Source organism: Streptomyces monomycini (genome assembly GCF_022271435.1).
Classification (GTDB): domain Bacteria; phylum Actinomycetota; class Actinomycetes; order Streptomycetales; family Streptomycetaceae; genus Streptomyces; species Streptomyces monomycini.
This window is the reverse complement of the sequence record NZ_JAFIQY010000031.1, coordinates 26,886-45,430: the sequence shown is the minus strand read 5'-3', so window position 1 is coordinate 45,430 and position 18,545 is coordinate 26,886. Positions and strand designations below refer to the sequence as shown.

Annotated in this window: 18 protein-coding genes and 1 pseudogene; 9 read left to right on the top strand and 10 right to left on the bottom strand. The window is 72.3% G+C overall.

Translation table 11 applies throughout. The features are described 5' to 3' along the window. Positions 1-160 precede the first annotated feature (160 nt). The gene (gene trhA / locus JXZ78_RS28235) at positions 161-889 is read left to right on the top strand and encodes a PAQR family membrane homeostasis protein TrhA (RefSeq protein ID WP_030020651.1); all 729 of its coding nucleotides are present in this window, start codon (positions 161-163) and stop codon (positions 887-889) included. On the opposite strand, the gene JXZ78_RS28230 is transcribed toward trhA, so the two are convergent. Further along, the gene (locus JXZ78_RS28230; RefSeq protein ID WP_030020650.1) at positions 863-1,141 is read right to left on the bottom strand and encodes a hypothetical protein; all 279 of its coding nucleotides are present in this window, start codon (positions 1,139-1,141) and stop codon (positions 863-865) included. The two genes, trhA and JXZ78_RS28230, sit on opposite strands and share 27 nt — an antisense overlap. A 146-nt stretch (positions 1,142-1,287) precedes the next feature. Here JXZ78_RS28230 and JXZ78_RS28225 point away from each other — a divergent pair, with 146 nt between their 5' ends. Further along, the gene (locus JXZ78_RS28225; RefSeq protein ID WP_372498452.1) at positions 1,288-1,911 is read left to right on the top strand and encodes an acyl-CoA-like ligand-binding transcription factor; all 624 of its coding nucleotides are present in this window, start codon (positions 1,288-1,290) and stop codon (positions 1,909-1,911) included. Between the two features lie 23 nt (positions 1,912-1,934). On the opposite strand, the gene JXZ78_RS28220 is transcribed toward JXZ78_RS28225, so the two are convergent. From JXZ78_RS28220 to JXZ78_RS28210, 3 genes are all read right to left on the bottom strand, one after another. After that, positions 1,935-2,426, bottom strand: a complete 492-nt coding sequence (locus tag JXZ78_RS28220; protein WP_030020648.1) for a MerR family transcriptional regulator — start codon at positions 2,424-2,426, stop codon at positions 1,935-1,937. Positions 2,427-2,576: 150 nt separating this feature from the next. Then, complete coding sequence (locus JXZ78_RS28215; protein WP_030020647.1) at positions 2,577-3,611, bottom strand: MDR family NADP-dependent oxidoreductase; 1,035 nt, start codon at positions 3,609-3,611, stop codon at positions 2,577-2,579. Between the two features lie 111 nt (positions 3,612-3,722). Then, positions 3,723-5,762, bottom strand: a complete 2,040-nt coding sequence (locus tag JXZ78_RS28210; RefSeq protein ID WP_030020646.1) for a thioredoxin domain-containing protein — start codon at positions 5,760-5,762, stop codon at positions 3,723-3,725. A 226-nt stretch (positions 5,763-5,988) separates the two neighbouring features. Between JXZ78_RS28210 and JXZ78_RS28205 the strand changes: the two genes are divergently transcribed. Further along, positions 5,989-6,525, top strand: coding sequence for a Uma2 family endonuclease (locus JXZ78_RS28205; RefSeq protein ID WP_238783430.1), 537 nt, complete (start codon positions 5,989-5,991; stop codon positions 6,523-6,525). 224 nt (positions 6,526-6,749) lie between these two features. Here the strand turns inward: JXZ78_RS28205 and JXZ78_RS28200 are convergent, their stop codons facing one another. Then, positions 6,750-6,926, bottom strand: coding sequence for a hypothetical protein (locus JXZ78_RS28200; protein WP_238783429.1), 177 nt, complete (start codon positions 6,924-6,926; stop codon positions 6,750-6,752). A 241-nt stretch (positions 6,927-7,167) separates the two neighbouring features. Here JXZ78_RS28200 and JXZ78_RS28195 point away from each other — a divergent pair, with 241 nt between their 5' ends. Further along, positions 7,168-10,455 carry a tetratricopeptide repeat protein gene (locus tag JXZ78_RS28195; protein WP_030020644.1) on the top strand — a complete coding sequence of 1,096 codons (3,288 nt, stop codon included), beginning with the start codon at positions 7,168-7,170 and terminating at the stop codon, positions 10,453-10,455. 165 nt (positions 10,456-10,620) lie between these two features. Here JXZ78_RS28195 and JXZ78_RS28190 read toward each other — a convergent pair whose 3' ends face one another. Together JXZ78_RS28190 and mca are read right to left on the bottom strand one after the other, a co-directional pair. Next, positions 10,621-10,977: a hypothetical protein gene (locus JXZ78_RS28190; RefSeq protein ID WP_238783428.1), complete on the bottom strand. Its 357-nt coding sequence runs from the start codon at positions 10,975-10,977 to the stop codon at positions 10,621-10,623. A gap of 4 nt (positions 10,978-10,981) precedes the next feature. Beyond that, a complete protein-coding gene (mca, locus tag JXZ78_RS28185; protein WP_030020642.1) occupies positions 10,982-11,854 on the bottom strand; it encodes a mycothiol conjugate amidase Mca in 873 nt (290 codons plus the stop codon). A gap of 95 nt (positions 11,855-11,949) precedes the next feature. Between mca and JXZ78_RS28180 the strand changes: the two genes are divergently transcribed. Next, positions 11,950-12,357, top strand: coding sequence for a DUF4307 domain-containing protein (locus tag JXZ78_RS28180; RefSeq protein ID WP_030020641.1), 408 nt, complete (start codon positions 11,950-11,952; stop codon positions 12,355-12,357). 238 nt (positions 12,358-12,595) lie between these two features. Then, the gene (greA, locus tag JXZ78_RS28175) at positions 12,596-13,093 is read left to right on the top strand and encodes a transcription elongation factor GreA (protein WP_030020640.1); all 498 of its coding nucleotides are present in this window, start codon (positions 12,596-12,598) and stop codon (positions 13,091-13,093) included. A 98-nt stretch (positions 13,094-13,191) separates the two neighbouring features. Here the strand turns inward: greA and JXZ78_RS28170 are convergent, their stop codons facing one another. From JXZ78_RS28170 to ilvA, 3 genes are all read right to left on the bottom strand, one after another. Beyond that, the gene (locus tag JXZ78_RS28170) at positions 13,192-13,992 is read right to left on the bottom strand and encodes an ABC transporter permease (RefSeq protein ID WP_033038040.1); all 801 of its coding nucleotides are present in this window, start codon (positions 13,990-13,992) and stop codon (positions 13,192-13,194) included. Further along, positions 13,989-15,050 (bottom strand): daunorubicin resistance protein DrrA family ABC transporter ATP-binding protein, encoded by a 1,062-nt coding sequence (locus JXZ78_RS28165; RefSeq protein ID WP_030020638.1) that lies wholly within the window; start codon positions 15,048-15,050, stop codon positions 13,989-13,991. Before JXZ78_RS28165 ends, JXZ78_RS28170 begins: the two co-directional genes overlap by 4 nt. A 214-nt stretch (positions 15,051-15,264) precedes the next feature. Further along, positions 15,265-16,554 (bottom strand): threonine ammonia-lyase, encoded by a 1,290-nt coding sequence (ilvA, locus tag JXZ78_RS28160; protein ID WP_078624315.1) that lies wholly within the window; start codon positions 16,552-16,554, stop codon positions 15,265-15,267. A 273-nt stretch (positions 16,555-16,827) separates the two neighbouring features. Between ilvA and JXZ78_RS28155 the strand changes: the two genes are divergently transcribed. The 3 genes and pseudogenes from JXZ78_RS28155 to JXZ78_RS28145 all read left to right on the top strand — a co-directional run bounded on the left by JXZ78_RS28155 (position 16,828) and on the right by JXZ78_RS28145 (position 18,542). Continuing rightward, a complete protein-coding gene (locus JXZ78_RS28155; protein ID WP_030020636.1) occupies positions 16,828-17,328 on the top strand; it encodes a MarR family winged helix-turn-helix transcriptional regulator in 501 nt (166 codons plus the stop codon). A 276-nt stretch (positions 17,329-17,604) separates the two neighbouring features. Further along, a pseudogene (locus JXZ78_RS28150) lies at positions 17,605-18,117 on the top strand (sigma factor-like helix-turn-helix DNA-binding protein); the annotation flags it as partial. A 173-nt stretch (positions 18,118-18,290) separates the two neighbouring features. Next, positions 18,291-18,542, top strand: coding sequence for a hypothetical protein (locus JXZ78_RS28145; RefSeq protein WP_030020634.1), 252 nt, complete (start codon positions 18,291-18,293; stop codon positions 18,540-18,542). The last annotated feature ends 3 nt before the right edge of the window (positions 18,543-18,545 follow it).

The following is an 18,545-nucleotide window of genomic DNA, read 5'->3' as shown; positions in this document are numbered from 1 at the left end:
GGGGGCTGCGACCCGGATGCTTCGCGACCGCTCATCCGGTGCCGACCGCACTCATTTGATCATCCGATCCTCATGGGCATCTGTCCAGAGGAGGTTCTCGTGACCGTCACCACTTCCGGACCGATCTGTAACCTACGGTTGCGTAGGTAGCATTGCGGCCATGACTTCCGCGCCCGACGCCGCCGAAAGCCGCTCTTCCTCCGTCACCAGCGCGGCCGCCGACGCAGTATCCGCGGTCGCCGCGAAGGCCGCGCCGCTCAAGCCCAAGCTGCGGGGCTGGCTGCACGCGGGGATGTTCCCCGCCGCCCTCGTCTCCGGAGTGGTGCTCACGGCACTGGCCGACAGCACCCGCGGCCGGATCGCCTGTGCCGTCTACACCCTCTCCGCGTGCCTGCTCTTCGGGATCAGCGCCCTGTACCACCGCGGCAATTGGGGCCCACGCGCCGAAGCCGTGCTACGGCGACTGGATCACGCCAATATTTTCCTGATCATCGCGGGCACCTACACCCCGCTGACCATGCTGCTGATCCCCGGCGGCCGCGGCCAGACACTCCTGTGGGCCGTGTGGGCGGCCGCCCTCGCCGGTATCGCCTTCCGCGTCTTCTGGGTGGGCGCGCCGCGCTGGCTCTACACACCCTGCTACATCGCGATGGGCTGGGCGGCCGTCTTCTTCCTGCCCGACTTCCTGCGCAAGGGCGGCATCGCCGTACTCGTCCTGGTCATCGTCGGCGGCATCCTCTACAGCGCGGGCGGCATCATCTACGGCATCAAGCGCCCCAACCCCTCACCGCGGTGGTTCGGTTTCCACGAGGTCTTCCACTCCCTGACACTGGCGGCGTTCGTGGTGCACTACGTCGGCATCTCACTGGTGGCCTATTCGCACGCCTGAGGCACCCGGCGCGACATCCGCGCCACCGGTGACACCCGCACCGCCGTCCTCCGCGCCGTCCTCACCGCCCCGCCGGCGCGAGCCCCCCGCACCCTGACGTGGCCGCGGCCTCGACGCCGCGGCCACCTGCCATGTCAGGGCCGTCACCCCGGCCAGCACCAGCGCGACCACCGCGGTCGTGCCGCCGACGAGGAACCCTCCGACGCACAGCGCTGCCGCGAACACGGCGAACACGTCAATCGCAGTACGCATACCCGCAACACCCCCTCCAAGCATCACTGACAGTGATCTTGCCCTCGCTCAAGCGTTACACACACCACTGACAGACAAGGGCATATCAAGGAACAGCGGCGGACCGACAGCCTCCTGCGTGCGGAAGCGGCCCATACCGCCGGACAATGACGCTCATGGCCTGCGCACAGAACTCCGCCGCTCAGCCCGGCACTCCCAAGATCGGGCTGCGGGAGCGGAAGAAGATCCAGACCCGGCAGGCGATCCGCCGGGCCGCCTACCGGCTCTTCGCGGAGCACGGGTACGAGGCGACCTCCGTCGACCGGATCGCCGAGGTCTCCCCCAGCACGGTTTCCCGCTACTTCCCCACGCGGGAGGACATCGTGCTCACCGACGAGTACGGCCCGCTCCTGGAGGCGGGGCTGCGGGCCAGGCCCGCCGGCGAGCCGATGACCGAGTCGATGCGGCACGTGGCCGTCGAGGCGCTGCGGCGCCTGTCGGCCGAGGAGCGTGCCGAACTGGTCCAGCGCGCCCGGCTCATCCGCGAGGTGCCCGCGATCCGGGGCCGTACGGCGGAGAACACCGCGCGGGACAGCGCCATGATCAGCGCCGTACTGGCGGAGCGGACCGGCCGCTCCGCCGACGACCTGGAGGTCCGGGTGATCTCCACGGCCCTTCTGGCCGGGCTCCAGGAGGCGCTGCTGCACTGGGTCGCGGACGGGCAGCGGGACGATCTCGGCACCCTCATCGACCGCGCGATGAACGTACTCGGCCGGGGCCTGACGTGGTGAGCGCGCGCCGCGTCCGCACCGCCTCACTCCCGTAAAGCCCTCTCGTACGGCGCCACCCGCCCCGGCTCCCTGGCCGGTTCCCCCAGCCGCCGGGCCAGCCGCCCGCGCAGCCGCGTCAGCCGCTCGATCCGGGCGTCCAGGTCGGCCAGCCGGCGGCGGGCCACCTCCGCCGCCGTACGGCGGTGCTGCGTCGGCCCGAGGTCCGCCACGTCACCCGCCGGGCCTCCCCCGCCACCGCCCCGGGCTCCGCTCTGAGCGCCGCCCTGTGTGAAGAACAGCTCCGGTATGCCCTCGGGAGGCAGCGCGTCGAGGAGTGGCGCGAAGGACCGGATGTCGCCCACCGTCAGCCCGGCGTCGAGCAGTTCACGCACCGTACGCAGCTTCCGTACGTCCTCCGGCTCGTACACCCGGTGCCCCGACGGCGTACGCCGGGCGATCACCAGCCCGTGCTCCTCGTAGTAGCGCAGCGCCCTGGCCGTCATGCCCGCCGCGGCCGCGGCGTCCCCGATGCGCATCCGGTCCTCCCCCGCCGGGGCCCGGTCGGTGGTGCCCCGCTGCGTACGTCGTCTCACTCAGACCGTACGTCGTCGCCCGGAGCACACCGACGGGCCCGCGCCACAGGAACCCCGCTCACCTCTCCCCTCAGCCCCCCCTCGCCACTCCCCTCACAACTCCACGAGCACAGCCCCCAGGTGCCGCCCCTCGACCAGCTCCCGCAGGGCGCGCGGCGCCTCCTGGATTCCGTGCAGCCGCGCGTGCGGGAAGGTGAGCGTGCCGTCCCGGAGGCCGCGCCCGAAGACCTCGTTCCACTCGGGGATCAGGTCGGGGTGGTCGTAGAGCGCGATGCCGCGCAGGGTGATGCCGCGCGCCACCAGGGACAGCGTGTCGATTTCCGTGGTGTGCGTGCCGGTATCGGAGAGCTGGTTGGAGAGCGCGCCGACGAGTGCGATACGGGCACCGCGGTTGGCGAGCGTGACGGCGGCCTGCAACTGCTCGCCGCCCACGTTGTCGAAGACCGCGTCGACGCCCTCCGGAGCGGCCTTGCGCAACTGCTCCTCGATCGGGCCGGCACCGCGGATCACCGCGGCGTCATACCCCAGTTCGTCGACCAGACAGTCGGCCTTGCGCTGCGATCCCGTACTGCCGATGACCCGCCCGGCACCGCGCAGCCGGGCGATCTGGCCCGCCAGCGAACCGACCCCGCCGGCCGCGCCCGACACGAACACCGTGTCCCCCGGGCGCACCTCGGCGCCCCGGACGACGCCCATGTAGGCGGTCGGGCCCTGCGACAGGTAGGCGGCCGGGTCGGGCAGCAGGTCCCGGTCCCTGCGGTGCGCCTCGGCGGCATCGACCAGGGCGTACTCCCGCCAGCCGAAGTGGTGTTCCACCAGGTCACCAGGGACGAAGTCGGTGCCGGGCGCGTCCACCACCTCGCCGACGGCCGCCCCGTACAGCGGCTCGCCCGGTACGAAGGACGGCATCGGGACCGTGGTGGCCTCGTCCATGAGCGTCCGCATGACGGCGGCGACGGCCATGGTGGTGTTGCGTACGAGCACCTGCCCGGCCGCCGGCTCGGGCACCGGTACCTCGACGACCTCGAACAGGTCGTCGGTGAGCGGGCCCCGCGGGCGGCCGGTGAGGCGGACTTCGTGGTGGGTGGCGGGGAGGCCGCCACCGGTGCGGTGCGTGCGGTTCGTCATGCCGTCACGCTAAAAGTTGACGCCCGCGTGAAGTTCAAGCCCGCTTTGCGGCCTAGGACTTAGGACGGAGGAGGTCGGCGGGGCCGGGGGCAGGCCGGCGCCCGCCCCCTCTCAGCCGCCGCTCAGCTTCTCCCCCAGCTCTCCGGGGTCGGTCGTCGGCCGCTCGCACGTGAAGTGGCGGCACACGTACGCGGCGGCCCGGCCGTCGGCCAGCGGGCGGTCCTTCAGCAGCGGCACCTCGTCCGACCCCGGCTCCCCCAGGGCGACCACCGCGCCGGGCGCCGTGCCCAGCAGGGCGGCACGGTGCAGTGCCCGGGTGGCCGGGTCGCCGTCCGGACCGACCACCGCGACCTCGCGCGGCCCGTCCAGCGCGGCCTCGGCGACGGCCAGCCCCCACCCGATGAAGCGCGGCGCCCGGCCGCTCAGCGCCTTGACGGCGCCGAGGGCGCGCTCGGCGGCGTCCCGGTGCGGGCTGCTGCCGGTCAGCGCCGCGTACGACAGGAGGGCGCCGGCGGCCGCGGTCCACCCGGAGGGCGTGGCGTTGTCGGTGGGGTCCTGCGGGCGGCGGATCAGCTGTTCGGCGTCGTCGGCGGTGTCGTAGAGCGTGCCGTCCTCGGCGGTGAAGTGGACGAGCACGGTGTCGAGGAAGAGGCCGGCGAACTCCACCCAGACGCCCTCCCCGGTGACCGAGGAGAGCGCGACGAAGCCCTCGGCGACGTCCGCGTAGTCCTCCAGGACGCCGGTGTTGGCGCCCGCGACGCCGTCGCGCGAGGTGCGGTGCAGCCGCGCCTGCCAGTCCATGTGGACGCGGACGAGCAGGTCGGCGGCGTCCGTGGCGGCCTGGACCAGATCCGGGCGGTCGAAGTAGGCACCGGTCTCGGCGAGGGCCGCGATGGCCAGGCCGTTCCAGGCGGCGACGACCTTGTCGTCCCGCCCGGGGCGCGGCCGGGCGTCGCGGGCCGCGCGCAGCCGCTCCTTGATGCCCGCGATCCGCGCCGCGTCCACCAGGTCGTCGGTGTCGGGGAGTTGCAGGACGGAGGCGCCCTCCTCGAAGGTGCCCTCCTGCGTCACCCCGAAGTAGTGCGCGGCGATCCCGGCGTCCTTCTCCCCCAGGACGTCGCGCAACTGCTCCGGCGTCCACACGTAGTACGCGCCTTCGACGTGCCGGCCGCTGCCGTCGTCGGAGTCGGCGTCCAGCGCGGAGGCGAACCCGCCCTGCTCCGTACGGAGTTCCCGCACCATGAACTCGGCGGTCTCGACGGCGACACGACGGGCCAGGTCCGACCCGGTGGCGCGCCACAGGTGCGCGTACGTACGGCACAGCAGCGCGTTGTCGTACAGCATCTTCTCGAAATGCGGCACCGTCCAGGTCTCGTCCACCGCGTAGCGCGCGAAACCGCCGCCGAGCTGGTCGTAGATGCCGCCGCGGGCCATCGCCTCCGCGGTCGCCTGCACCATTTGCAAAGCCGCCTCGGACTGCGTACGGGCGTGGTGGCGCAGCAGGAATTCCAGCGCCATGGACGGCGGGAACTTCGGCGCGCCGCCGAATCCGCCGTGTACGGCGTCGAAGTCGCGGGTCAGCGTGAGCAGCGCGTTCGCCAGGTCCTCCGGGCCCGGCGGCACCGGTTCACCGTTGGCCGGCGACACGGAGAGCGACCGCGCGGACAGATCGGCGACGATCCGCCCGGCGACCTCGCCCACCTCGTCCCGGCGGTCCGTCCACGCGCTCCGCACACCCTGGAGAATCTGCGGGAAGGAGGGCATGCCGTGGCGCGGCTCCGGCGGGAAGTACGTACCGAAGTAGAACGGCTCACCCTCGGGCGTCAGAAAGACGGTCATCGGCCAGCCGCCCTGCCCGGTGGCGGCCTGCACGGCCTCCATGTAGACGGCGTCCACGTCGGGCCGCTCCTCGCGGTCCACCTTGACCGCCACGAAGTGCTCGTTGATCACGGCGGCGACCGCCTCGTCCTCGAAGCTCTCGTGCGCCATCACATGGCACCAGTGACACGCGGAGTAGCCGACCGACAGCAGCACGGGCACATCGCGCCGCCGCGCCTCCTCGAAAGCCTCCGGCGTCCAGGGCCACCAGTCGACCGGATTGTCCGCGTGCTGAAGCAAATAAGGCGAGGTCACGCCAGCCAGCCGGTTCATGCGGTCCAGCCTCTCACAGTGCCTGATCCGGCCGGCGAAGCGCGCACGGGCGCTGCCTCGCTTGGCTGAATCGCGCTCGTGGGCTGTCGTGGGGTGGGTGATGGCCTCCTCTTCCGTCACAACTCGCCCGGATCAACGGACCGTACGCTCAGTTCCGGAGCTCCGGAACTGTCGAGGCTCCACGGAGGAGGTACCCATGACCACCGAAATGGTGGCATCCGCGTAGATGCATACGCAGGTCAGCGCGGAGCAGTACGCGTCCTGGCCCGAGGAGCGGTGCGCCGGCGTCGAGACCGTGGACGGGGCGGTCGTCGACAGGCCGAGCGCCTCCAAGCGGCACAACCGTCTGGCCCGAGTCCTGGCCAATGCCCTGGACGCCGCCGCAGGCCCGGACTGGAACGCCGACACGGACTTCGACGTCCGGCTTCAGGACGTTCCCCTCACCAACCGCCGTCCGGATGTCACCGTCTACCGGGCGGAGACCATCGATCTCACGCCCACCCGCCCCGACCACGTACTCCTGGTCGTCGAGGTCGTGTCGCCCGGCTCGGAGACCACCGACCGGGTCGTGAAGGTGAACCAGTACGCCGAGGCCGGGACCCCCTTCTACTGGCAGGTAGAACAGGCCGCCACCGGTGTCCCCGTCATCTACACCTACGTCCTCGACCCCGCCACCAGGGCCTACCGGGACGGCGAGATGTTCACCGGCGTGATCAAGGCTGCCGCGCCCTTCTCCGTCGCCGTGGATCTGGGAACCGTCTGACGGAGCTGGAAGAGCAACGCTGAAGCCGTCCATCACCAGCTCGCGATGGACGGGATCGCCGCATCCCACCCGGCCGGACACAGCGCGCTCACCGAGCGGGAGATCGAAGCGGCACACCAGGCGCTGTTCGGCGACGAGGGTGCGCGAGGCACAGCCAGGACGCCGTGCGGGGGGGACGGCCCGCTTCGCGGCGATGCGCGGTCCTCGACGGGCGTGTCGCGGACTCAGGTGATCGCCGCTATGTCCCCGTCATCGAATATGTCCCCGTCATCGAAGCAGATGGCCTGGTGCAGCCGGCCGCCGAGCGCGACGACGAAGCGGGCGAGGACGTCCTGGCCGGAGATGTGCCCTCGCTCGATCTCTGACGCCCGTCCCTTGGTGACGTCCATGCGGTCGGCCACGTCCTGCCGGGTCAGCCCACGCAGCCCGAAAGCCCCTCGGTGGATAGCCCACGGCCAACGCGGGGAGTTATCCACAGGCCTGCCGGATTTCGCGCGGAAGCGGAACACTGTGGGTACGGGAACCGATCACCGCGGGCCGGGGCGGGGCGCTGCCCCGGCCGTCGGGGAGCGGTGGGAGGCCGGAGGAGTCCGGGAGTGCCGGGACCTGCCGGGACGCTGGGAACTGCAGGAGGGGGAAGGCATGGCGGGCTCACTGGCTGTGCTGCGCGACCGTCATCGGGCGGAAGCGGACGGGCTGTTGTCGCGGGCCGTCGAGGAGGAGGTACGGCGTTCGGGCGGGACGCTGGACCGGGGTGTTCTGCTGGCCCGGGCGCGGGCGGTGCTGGACGAACTGGCCGGTGCGGCGGCCGAGGAGTACGGCGCGTACGTGCACGCGCTGGACGAGTCGGCGGCCGGGCAGCGCCCGCTGTCCGAGCGGCTGTCGCGCAAGGAGTTGAGCACGCCCGCGGTGGCCACGGCGGCCGCGGCGGTCGCCGCCTTCGGCACGGATCTCGCGTTCGGGACGGGGCCCGGCACGGCGTTCGGCGTCGGTGTCTCGGTGGTGGCCGCGGGCGCCGCGGCGACGGTGGTGAAGCTGACGGCGGGACACTGGCCCGCGGCCCACCGCCAGGCGGGGATGCGCGGGCAGCCGGGCGGGCCCGAGCAGTTGCGGTTGCAGTGGCTGACAGCCCTGGAGGTGCGCGGTATCCGGCCGTTCCTGGACCAGCAGCGGATGCTCACGGCGACGGCGCGCGGCAGTTCCTCCGGTACGCCCACGGCCTCCCGCGGCAACCGGGTGCCGCAGCTGCGCGGCGCGGACCGCAGCGCGGCGGCCCGCCAGCGGTCCGTGCTGGAGCAGTCCTTCTCCCATCTGCCGCAGCCGGAGCGGCTGTTCGCGGGGCGGCGGGCCCACCTGGCGCAGATCGCGCAGTGGGTGCACGCGGCCCGCGCGAGCACGGAGACCCGGCCGACGGTCGTGGTGCTGCACGGCGAGCCCGGTTCCGGGCGTACGGCGCTGGCGGTGCGGGCCGCGCACCAGCTGCGGGACCAGTTCCGCGGCGCGTGCGTGGTGGATCTGCGCGGGGACACCCCGGGCGAGACGCCGCTGCCGACCCGGGACGCGCTGCTGCATCTGCTCAACCGGCTCGGCGCGCCGCGCGAGCAGCTCCTCTTCCGCGAGCGGCCCTCCCAGGAGCAGCACGTCAAGCGGCTCACGGAGCTGTACCACAAGCATCTGACGGGCCTGCCCGTCACGGTCCTGCTGGACGACGCCTCGGACCCGGAGCAGGTGCGTCTGCTGGTGCCGGACCGTTCCGACAGCCTGGTGCTGGTGACGACCCGCGAGCCGATGGACCTGCCCGGCGATCTCCAGGCGTGGGTGCATCAGCTGCCGGTGGGCGCGCTGGACTCGGCGGGCACCGAGGAGCTGCTGCGGGCGGCGGCCGACGAGTCCGGGGGTGAGACCGGGCCGTACGACCATCAGTCCGTCGAGCGGATCGCGCAGCTGTGTGCGGGGCTGCCGCTGGCGCTGCGGGTGGCCGGTTCGTCGCTGGGGCCCCGGTCGCCCGCCACGCTGGCGGCGGACCTCGCGGAGAGCGCCGCGCGCTCTCCGGCCGCCGAGGACCGGGCGGCCCCGGCCGAGGCGGCGCTGTGGCTGCGTTACGGCGACCAGCCGGAGGCGTCCCGCCGGCTGCTGCGCCGGCTGGCACTGGTGGGGCGGGCCAGCCTGGGGGCGGCCGCCGCGGCGGCGCTGCTGGGGGTGGACGTGCCGGAGGCCGAGCGGCGACTGTCGGCGCTGGCCGCCGCGGGCCTGATCGAGCACGTGCGCAGCGACCGCTACCGCCTGCACGCCCTGGTGCACCATTTCGCGCACGCCCGCCTGGTGGACGAGGAGGACCCGGCCGAGCGCGCCACGGCCCAGGAGCGGCTGATCCGCAGCTACGCGGAGCTGGCGGACTCGGTGATCCGACTGGTGGACGGCCGTACGTCCACCCGTGCCGACCGCTTCGGCTCGCACGGCTTCACCTCGCTGGACGCCGCGCTCCAGTGGCTGGACGACGAGACCAGCTTCATCACCGCCGCGCTGCGCCACGCCGACCAGGACGTGGACCAGGCGACCGTCTCGCACCTGCTGGGCGCCCTGGCCGACTACTGCCTGCTGCGCGGCGACCTGTACCGCCTCGGTGAGCTGAGCGAGCTGACCAAGGCCGCCGACCGGGGGCTGCTCGTACGGTCCGTGCAGTGGCGCACCGGCGTCGCCGCCCGGCAGCTCGGTGAGCTGGACAAGGCCCGTACGACCCTGACCTCGGTGGTCGACCTGTACTTCGAGGCGCAGCACCCGGTCGGTGCCGCGCGCGCCCTGCGCGACCTGGGGATCACGCTCCAGCAGCAGGGCAATCTGACGGAGGCCGCGGCGAAGCTGCGCGAAGCCCTGGAGATGCAGTCCGGCCCGGAGGTGCGCGGTGACCGGGCGTGGACGCTGCACGCCCTGGCGGCCGTGGAGCGGGACCGCGCGCAGGTGGCCGAGGCGCTGGCGCTGCTGCGCGAGTCCCTGGAGCTGCACCGGGAGAGCGAGAGCCTGCACGGCCAGGCGTGGGCGCACTTCCAGCTCGGCCAGGTGTATCTGCGGATGGGCGAGGTCCCGGAGGCGGAGCGCGAGTTCCACGCGGCCATGGACCTGTACGGCCGTACGCACGACGACCGCGGCGAGGCGTGGGCGATGACCCAGCTGGCGCGGGCCCGGCTGGTGGACGCCGACCCGGCCCCGGCGGTGGACCGGCTGCGTCAGGCCCTGCCCCTGCACCGCCGCCACGAGGACGCCCGCGGCGAGGCGTGGACGCTGTACTACCTCGGCCAGTCGCTGGAGGAGGAGGGCGACCTGGACGCGGCGCTGCGGCACCTGGAGCGGTCCCGGACGATGTTCAGCCGGATGCAGGACGGCTACGGCCTCGCCTGCGCCCGGCACCACTCGGGGCGTGTCACCCGTGACCTGCGGGCCGCGCAGACCGGTTCGCTGCGCAACAGCGGCTTCGCCCGGCAGCTCCTCCAGGACGCCCGCAAAGACTTCCAGCGGATCGGCGTCCCGCACGGGGAGGCGTGGTCCTGCCTGGAGTTGGTGATCATCGACGCGGGCAACGGGCGCGCGGCGCAGGCGCTGGAGCTGGCCGACGAGGCGGCGCGGACGTTCGCCGGCTACGGCGACCGGCGCGGCGAGGACTGGGCCCGTTTCCTGCGCTGCACGCTGCTGCCGTTCGCCTCACCGGGCGGTTCGGTGGTCGGCGCGGCCGTCGCGCAGGAGGAGCTGGCCCGGCTCGCGCAGGAAGGGCACCCGACCCGGGACTCGAAGCTGGAGGACTGCGCGGAGACGTTCGCGCTGCTGCTGGAGCGCGGCGTCGAGCCGGAAACGGGGTGGGAGGCATGGCGGCTCGGCATGGTGCCGAACCGCCACGCGCGCGAGGTCATGGGGGTGACCGTTCCCTCGTCGCAGTGACCTGGGGCGCTCCCCCGGCGGGGTGGCCGGAGGTGGTCCCTCAGTGGGGCGGCCGGGTGGCCTGGGCGGCCGGAGGTGTCCCCCGAGCCGGAGCGGCCGGAGGTGTCCCCCGAGCCGGGGCGGCCGGAGATGTCCCCCGGCACAGCAAGGCGTCCGGGGACGCGCTCAGCCCGCCTCGGGCCGTGCCTTCCCCGAGGGCTGCCCCTTCGCCTGGCTCTTCGGCGCCTGATTCTTGGGCGCCTGATTCTTGGGCGCCTGATTCTTGGGCGCCTGGCTCTTCGCCTGCCCCTTCACGGCGCCGGGCTTCTCCGTGCCGCCGGAGGTGCCGGGCGCCTCCGGAGCCTCCTCGAAGTCGACCTTCTTCATCCGCTTGTTCATGGACTTCATCAGCAGCCACACGGCGCCGCCGATGACCGCGAACACGATGAAGCCGAGGACGCCCGGGGTCACCTTGTCCTTGTCGAAGCTGTCGGCAAGGGTGACGAAGGGCGTCACGGCGAGGGTGCTAGTCGCGCTCATCATGGAGTCAATTGTTGCGGATGCCCGCGAAGAGGTCGTCCTCGGGGAGGGACGTGTCGACGAGCGACTTGGCGAGCTCGTACTCCTCCGTGGGCCAGACCTCCTTCTGGATGTCCATCGGCACCCGGAACCAGCCGCCGTCGGGGTCGATCTGCGTCGCGTGCGCGATCAGCGCCTTGTCGCGGATCTCGAAGAATTCGGCGCAGGGCACGTACGTGGTCAGCGTGCGCTCACGGCGCTCGAACTCCTTCCAGCGCTCCAGCCACTCCCCGTACGGGGAATCCATGCCGCGCTCCAGCAGCGCCTCGTGCAGCGCGACGGTGCGCGGCCGGTTGAAGCCCTGGTTGTAGTAGAGCTTCTGCGGCTGCCAGGGCTCGCCGGCCTCCGGGTACTTCTCCGGGTCGCCGGCCGCCTCGAAGGCCACCATCGTGATCTTGTGGGTCATGATGTGGTCGGGGTGCGGGTAGCCGCCGTTCTCGTCGTAGGTCGTGATGACCTGCGGCTTGAACTCACGGATCAGCTTCACCAGCGGCTCGGCCGCGGCGTCGACGTCCTGGAGGGCGAAGCAGCCGTCGGGCAGCGGCGGCAGCGGGTCGCCCTCGGGCAGCCCCGAGTCGACGAATCCCAGCCACTCCTGCTTGACGCCCAGGATCTCCCGGGCCTCGTCCATCTCCTTCTTGCGCACCTCGTGGATGTGCTCCTCGATGTACGGGTCGCCCTGGAGCTTGGGGTTGAGGATGGAGCCGCGCTCCCCGCCCGTGCAGGTGGCGACCAGCACGTCCACCCCCTCGGACACGTACTTGGCCATGGTGGCCGCGCCCTTGCTCGACTCGTCGTCGGGATGGGCGTGGACTGCCATCAGTCGCAGCTGCTCAGTCAAGACTCGATCCTCAGTGAAAGGCCGGAGAAGATGTTTCCTATAGTGACCGAAGCGCGGGGCGATTAATTCCGGAGCCCCCGGCAGGAGGAGCGATCATGAGCGCGGTGCGCGAAGGGCTGCCCGACGGACGCTACGGCCGCTCCGCCGACCAGCGCGCCGACCGCAAGCTGAAGATCGTCGGCGCCGTGCTGGGCGTGGCGCTGCTCGGCGTGGTCGGCTGGTCCGGTTTCTCCTACATCTCCGGGCAGGACCTCAGCGGCCGGGTGATCACCTGGGACCGGGTTTCGGACAGCGCGGTCAAGGTGCATCTGGAGGTCGTCAAGGGCAAGGACGACACCGGTACGTGCACGCTGCGCTCGCAGGCCGAAAGCGGCGCCGAGGTGGGGCGCAAGGACGTCACCGTGGACGCTCCGAAGGAGCAGGTGGACGTCGAGGTCACGATCCGTACGACGGCGCGGGCGACCAACGCCGTCCTGGTCGGCTGCACGTCCTCCGGCGGCTGATCCGGCGCACCCCGGCGGCCGCCCCGCGGCCCCCGCGTCCCGCACCGCCCGGTGTGTCGCCGGGCCCCTCCGGGCCGGCGCGCTGACCGGGCACGATCCGGCCGGATGACGTTCCCGGCGAAATTCCCCTTCCCCGTTTTGTGCCGGAATTGTTAGGCTCGTGGTTTCGCCCACCCGTGGAGGCGCAGCCTTCCTGGTAGGGCGTTTGATTTATCCCCAGCACCGACGAGGAGCACCTGTGACCCAGACCAGCGACAACGTCACCTGGCTGACCCAGGAGGCGTATGACCAGCTCAAGGCCGAGCTGGAGTACCTGTCTGGTCCCGCACGCGCCGAGATCACCGAAAAGATCGCGGCGGCCCGCGAGGAAGGTGACCTGAAGGAGAACGCCGGGTACCACGCGGCCAAGGAAGAGCAGGGCAAGCAGGACCTTCGGATGCGCCAGCTCAAGCAGCTGCTGGAGTCGGCGAAGGTCGGCGAGGCGCCCGCCGCCACTGGTGTCGTGGCCCCCGGCACGGTCGTCACCATCGCGTTCGACGGAGACCCGGACGACACCCTGACGTTCCTGCTGGCCTCGCGGGAGTACGCGAGCTCGGAGATCGAGACCTACTCCCCGCAGTCCCCGCTGGGCTCCGGAGTGAACGGCAAGAAGATCGGCGAGACGGCTCGGTACGAGCTCCCCAACGGCAAGACGGCCTCGGTGAAGATCCTCGAAGCCAAGCCGTACAACGGCTGACCGTCGGGCGGCGTCCGCCCGTGGCCTGACGACGACCGGCCCGGAGCCCCAGCGGCTCCGGGCCGGTCGCGTCCGTGTGCGGCCCGTCCGGCCTCCGGTCAGCCGGCCGCCTTGCGGTACTTGCGGACCGCGAGCGTACGGAAGAAGACGAGGATCAGCGCCGACCACAGCACCGAGGCGATGACCGGGTGCTGCATGGGCCAGGCGTCCGGGGTCTTGAAGCCGGGCGGCAGGTTGCCGAACAGCTCACGGGCGGCCTGGACCGTGGTGCTGAACGGGTTCCACTCCGCGATGTGCCGGAAGACCGTCGGCAGCTTGTTGGAGTCCACGAAGGCGTTGGAGATGAACGTCAGCGGGAACAGCCAGATCAGCCCGCCCGAGGTGGCGGCCTCCGGCGTCCGTACGGACAGGCCGATCAGCGCGCCGATCCAGGAGAACGCGTAACCGAGCAGGAGCAGCAGGGCGAAGCCCGCGAGGACGCTGCCGATGTTCGTGTGCGTACGCCAGCCGATGAGGAGCGCGACGAGGGCGAGCACGACCGTCGTCAGCGCGGTCTGCACCAGGTCGGCGAGCGTCCGGCCGGTGAGGACGGCGCCACGCGCCATGGGCAGCGAGCGGAACCGGTCGACCAGGCCCTTGTGCATGTCGTCGGCGATGCCCGCGCCCGCCCCGGCGGTGGCGAAGGTGACGGTCTGCGCGAAGATGCCCGCCATCAGGAACTCGCGGTAGGTCTGCTGCGAGACCGAGCCGCCGACCTGGATCGAGCCGCCGAACACGTACGTGAACAGGACCACGAACATGATCGGCTGGATGAGGCCGAACAGCACCACCTCGGGAATCCGCTTCATGCGGATCAGGTTCCGCCGGGCGAGGATCAGGGAGTCGGTCGCGCTGCTCATGACGTCTGCTCCTTTCCGGCGGCGGACCGCCGCCCGGCGGGCGCGTCACCGGCCGCGGGGCCCCCGCCTTCGCCGGCCCCGCCTTCGCCGTCCCCGTCCTCGCCGTTGCCCTCCGCGGCCTCCGCGGCGTGGCCGGTCAGCGAGATGAACACGTCGTCCAGGGTCGGCCGGCGCAGCCCTATGTCGTCGATCTCGACGCCGCGTACGTCGAGTTCGCGGATGATCTCGGCGAGCAGCTTGGCGCCGCCCGACACCGGCACCGTGATCTTGCGGGTGTGCCGCTCGATCTTGCTCGCGCCCTTGCCGAAGCCGCGCAGCACCTCGTCGGTGGTGCCGATGTGTTCGGCGGCGTGCACGACGACCTCCACCCGCTCACCGCCCGTACGCGCCTTGAGCTCGTCGGAGGTGCCGCGGGCGATGACCCGGCCGTGGTCGACCACGCAGATGTCGTGCGCCAAGCGGTCGGCCTCTTCCAGGTACTGGGTGGTGAGGAGCAGCGTCGTGCCGCCGGCGACCAGTTCCTCGATGACTTCCCACAGCTGCTGGCGGTTGCGCGGGTCCAGGCCGGTGGTGGGCTCGTCCATGAACATCACGGGCGGGCTGACGACCAGCGCGGCCGCCAGGTCGAGCCGGCGCCGCATGCCGCCGGAGTAGGTCTTGGCCGGCCGGTCGCCGGCGTCGGTGAGGTGAAAACGTTCCAGCAGCTCGGTGGCCCGGGCCTTCGCCGCGCGCCCGCTCATCTGGTAGAGCCGGCCGACCATGGTCAGGTTCTCGCGGCCCGTCAGGTACTCGTCGACGGCGGCGAACTGGCCGGACAGACCGATCGAGCGGCGTACTTCGTCGGGGTGCTTGAGCACGTCGACGCCGGCGACGACCGCGGTGCCGCGGTCCGGCTGGAGCAGGGTGGTCAGGACTCGTACGGCGGTGGTCTTGCCCGCACCGTTCGGGCCGAGCAGTCCGAGGACGGTTCCTTCGGGGACGTCGAGGTCGACGCCGTCCAGAGCCCTCACCTTGCCGAAGGTCTTCACCAGACCCTCGGCGTAAATGGCGCCTGGCATGTGGGTTCTCCCAAGGTATGGGTTGACTCCGGGAAGAAGTTACTTTCACCGGATATGAGCCGCTCTACGGTCATATACCCGGCACCGAGGGTGCCCTGAAACACGGCCCAGCGCCCCCGCGACCCGGACCATACCGCGCTCGCGATACATCGCGATATACGTCAGACGGCGTCCGTGGGCGCACGGCCGGCCCGGCCGTGCGCCGCGGCGCACCTCAGCTCATGACGGTGTAACCCGCCGCCCGCAGGGCCGAGCTGACCTCCGTGCAGTGCTCCGGGCCCTTGGTCTCCAGATGCAGCTCCACCTCCGCTTCCGTGAGCCCGAGCCGCGGATCGGTCCGCACATGGCTCACGTCCAGGACGTTCGCGTCGACCTCCGACAGCACCGAGAGCAGCGTCGCGAGCGCCCCCGGCCGGTCCGTCAGCCGCAGGCGCAGCGACAGGTAGCGCCCCGCGGCGGCCATGCCGTGCCGCAGGATGCGCTGCATCAGCAGCGGATCGACGTTGCCTCCGGACAGCACCGCGACCACCGGCCCCTCGAAGGACTCGGGCCGCGACAGCAGCGCGGCCACCGGACTCGCCCCCGCCGGCTCCACGACCAGCTTGGCCCGCTCCAGGCAGAGCAGCAGAGCGCTGGAGAGCTCGTCCTCGGACACGGTACGGACCTCGTCGACGAGATCGCCGACGATTTTGAACGGCACGTCGCCCGGGCGCCCCACCTTGATGCCGTCCGCCATCGTCACCGGCGCCTCGATCGAGACCGGCCGCCCGGCCGCCAGTGAGGGCGGATAGGCGGCCGCGCCCGCCGCCTGCACCCCGACGATCCGCACGTCCGGCCGCAGCGCCTTGACCGCCAGGGCGATGCCCGCGACGAGCCCGCCGCCGCCGATGCCCACGACGATGGTGCGCACCTCCGGGCACTGTTCGAGGATCTCCAGGCCGACCGTGCCCTGGCCCGCGATGATGTCCCGGTGGTCGAAGGGGTGGATGAAGACCGCGCCCGTCGCCTCGGCATACTCCTGGGCGGCGGCCAGCGTCTCGTCCACGACCTGGCCGTGCAGCCGCACCTCGGCGCCGTACTCACGGGTCGCGGCGACCTTCGGCAGCGGCGCGCCGACCGGCATGAACACCGTCGAGCGCACCCCGAGCAGCGAGGCCGCCAGCGCCACGCCCTGCGCGTGGTTCCCGGCGCTGGCGGCGACCACGCCGGCCGCCCGCTCCTGAGGGGAGAGCGCCGCGATCCGCACGTACGCGCCACGTATCTTGAAGGAGCCGGTGCGTTGCAGGTTCTCGCACTTCAGATGCACCGGCGCCCCCACCAAACCGGACAGGTGCCGGCTCCCCTCCAAGGCGGTGGACCGCGAGACGCCGGACAGTATCTTCTGCGCCTCCCGTACGTCCTCGACGCCGAGCCCGGCGGAGGCGGCGGCCGCCGGGCCCGCGCCCGGCCCGGAAACGGAGGCGGAACCGGAATTCGACGCCGGTTGCGCACCGGTACCGGGCACCTCCGCACGTGCCGGGACCGATGCCGGACCGGGTCGCTGACCGGCGGCAGAAGCGGAAGCGGAACCCGAAGAGGAACCGGGGGCGGAAGTGTGCTCGTGCGGCGTGTGATCGGCCATGAAGCCCAGTCTTACAGTTCGGTCCGCCGCGGGGGCCCGGGGCCGCCGGACCGGCGCCGCCGAGGCACGTCTTTGGACAGCGCCGGTACGGTCCGCGCCGGGGCCGCGTACTCTGTCCCCCAATCCGTACGCATCCCATGAAGCGAGCTCCCGGCCATGCCCACCTCTTCGGACATGACGACCCACACCGACCCCGCTCTTCTCGACGCGCTGCAACACCAAGTCGCCGTTTTCGCCCGCCGCGCCGAACAGAGCCGGCTCGGCGGCGTCGGCCAGGCACGCAATTCCATGGACCGTGCCGCCTATCTGCTCCTCAACCGGCTGGACAGAGAGGGCCCGATGGGTGTCAAGGCGCTGGCCGCCGGCATGGGCATCGACTCCTCGACCGTCACCCGGCAGGTCGCCCCACTGGTCGACTCCGGCCTGGTCAACCGCGCCTCACACCCCGAGGACGGCCGTGCGGTCGTACTCCAGCTCTCCGAGCGCGGCCGGTCCCGGCTGGAAGAGGTACGGGCCTCCCGCCGCGCCCTGATGGCGCTGGTCACCGAGGAGTGGACGGAGGAGGAGCGGGACTCGTTCTGCAGCCTGCTGACGCGCTTCAACACCTCCCTGTCCACGGTCACCGCGACGCTGCCGCCGGTGACGTCGAGCTCCTGAGCGGTCGGGTCCTGGCCCGCCGGTTCCCCGGCGGCCCGTTCCCCGGCGGCCCGTTCCCCGGCGGCCGGATGCTGCTCCGTCGGTCCCTCGGCGAACGCGCCCCGGACCGTCGGTCCCTCCGCAGCCGGATCCCGGTCCGTCCGTTCCTCAGCGGCCGGCGGTCCGGCCGCCGCGCAGCAGGGAGAGCGAGGGGAACGAACGCGGCCGGCCCTGCGCGCCCCCGGTTTTTCCCTGCCGCCTCTTGACCGCGTGCCGGGCCTGCCGTGCCATGGAGCTGTGCGAGAGCGGCGAGCAGCCCAGGAACGCCGTCGTGCCCGGGAGTTCGAGGCGTTCGTCGCGGGCGCGGCCGGCCGTCTGCTGCACGCCGCCACACTCCTGACCGCGGAGCCGGAGGACCGTCCCGCGCCCGCCGCCGAACACCTGCTCACTCTGGCGCTGGCCCGTACGTACGCCGCCTGGGACCGGCTGCGCGGCGAGGACCCGTACGACCGCGCGCGCCAGGAGATGGCCGCCCACTTCGCGCACTCCGCCTGGCGGGAACGGCTCCCCCGCGCCCTGGGACACGGCAGGCGACCGCCGCCCGGCGGCCTCCTGGGGCGGCTGCCGCCCCAGGAGCGGCTGGTACTCGTACTGCGTCTCTACGAGGGCGTCGCCGAGGAGCAGACCGCCGCGCAGCTGGGCCTGCCCGCCGAACGCGTCCACACACTGTGCCTGCGGGCCGTGGGGCGCATGCGCAGCGACCCTCCCGCCGGGTACGCGGGGCCGCCGGTACAGGTCGGAGCGCCGGCAGCGGAACCTTTCGGCGTACCGGACACACCCGACGCGCCAGCCCCACCGGACCCACCGGACCTACCAACCACGCCAGCCGCGTCAACCACACCAAGCTCACCGACCGCACCACCAGCACCCACCGCACCGGATCCACTGCCACCACCGGCCCCGCGCCCGGAAGCGGCCACGCCATGAGCCTTCCGGACCGCAAGGAGACCGAGGTACGGCGGATGCTGGACGGGCCGCACCCGCCGGTCCCGCCCGACCTGGCGCTGCGCGCCGCCGCGCGCGGCCGGCGGCTGCTGGTCCACCGGCGGCTGGCGCGCCGACTGCTGTGGCTGCTGGCCGTGGCGGCCGTGGCGGCACTCCTGGCCTGGGCGGCCGTGGACCAGCCGTGGCTGCCGCCGCCGGCGCACACCACCCCTCCGCTGGAAGGGTGGTGAGCA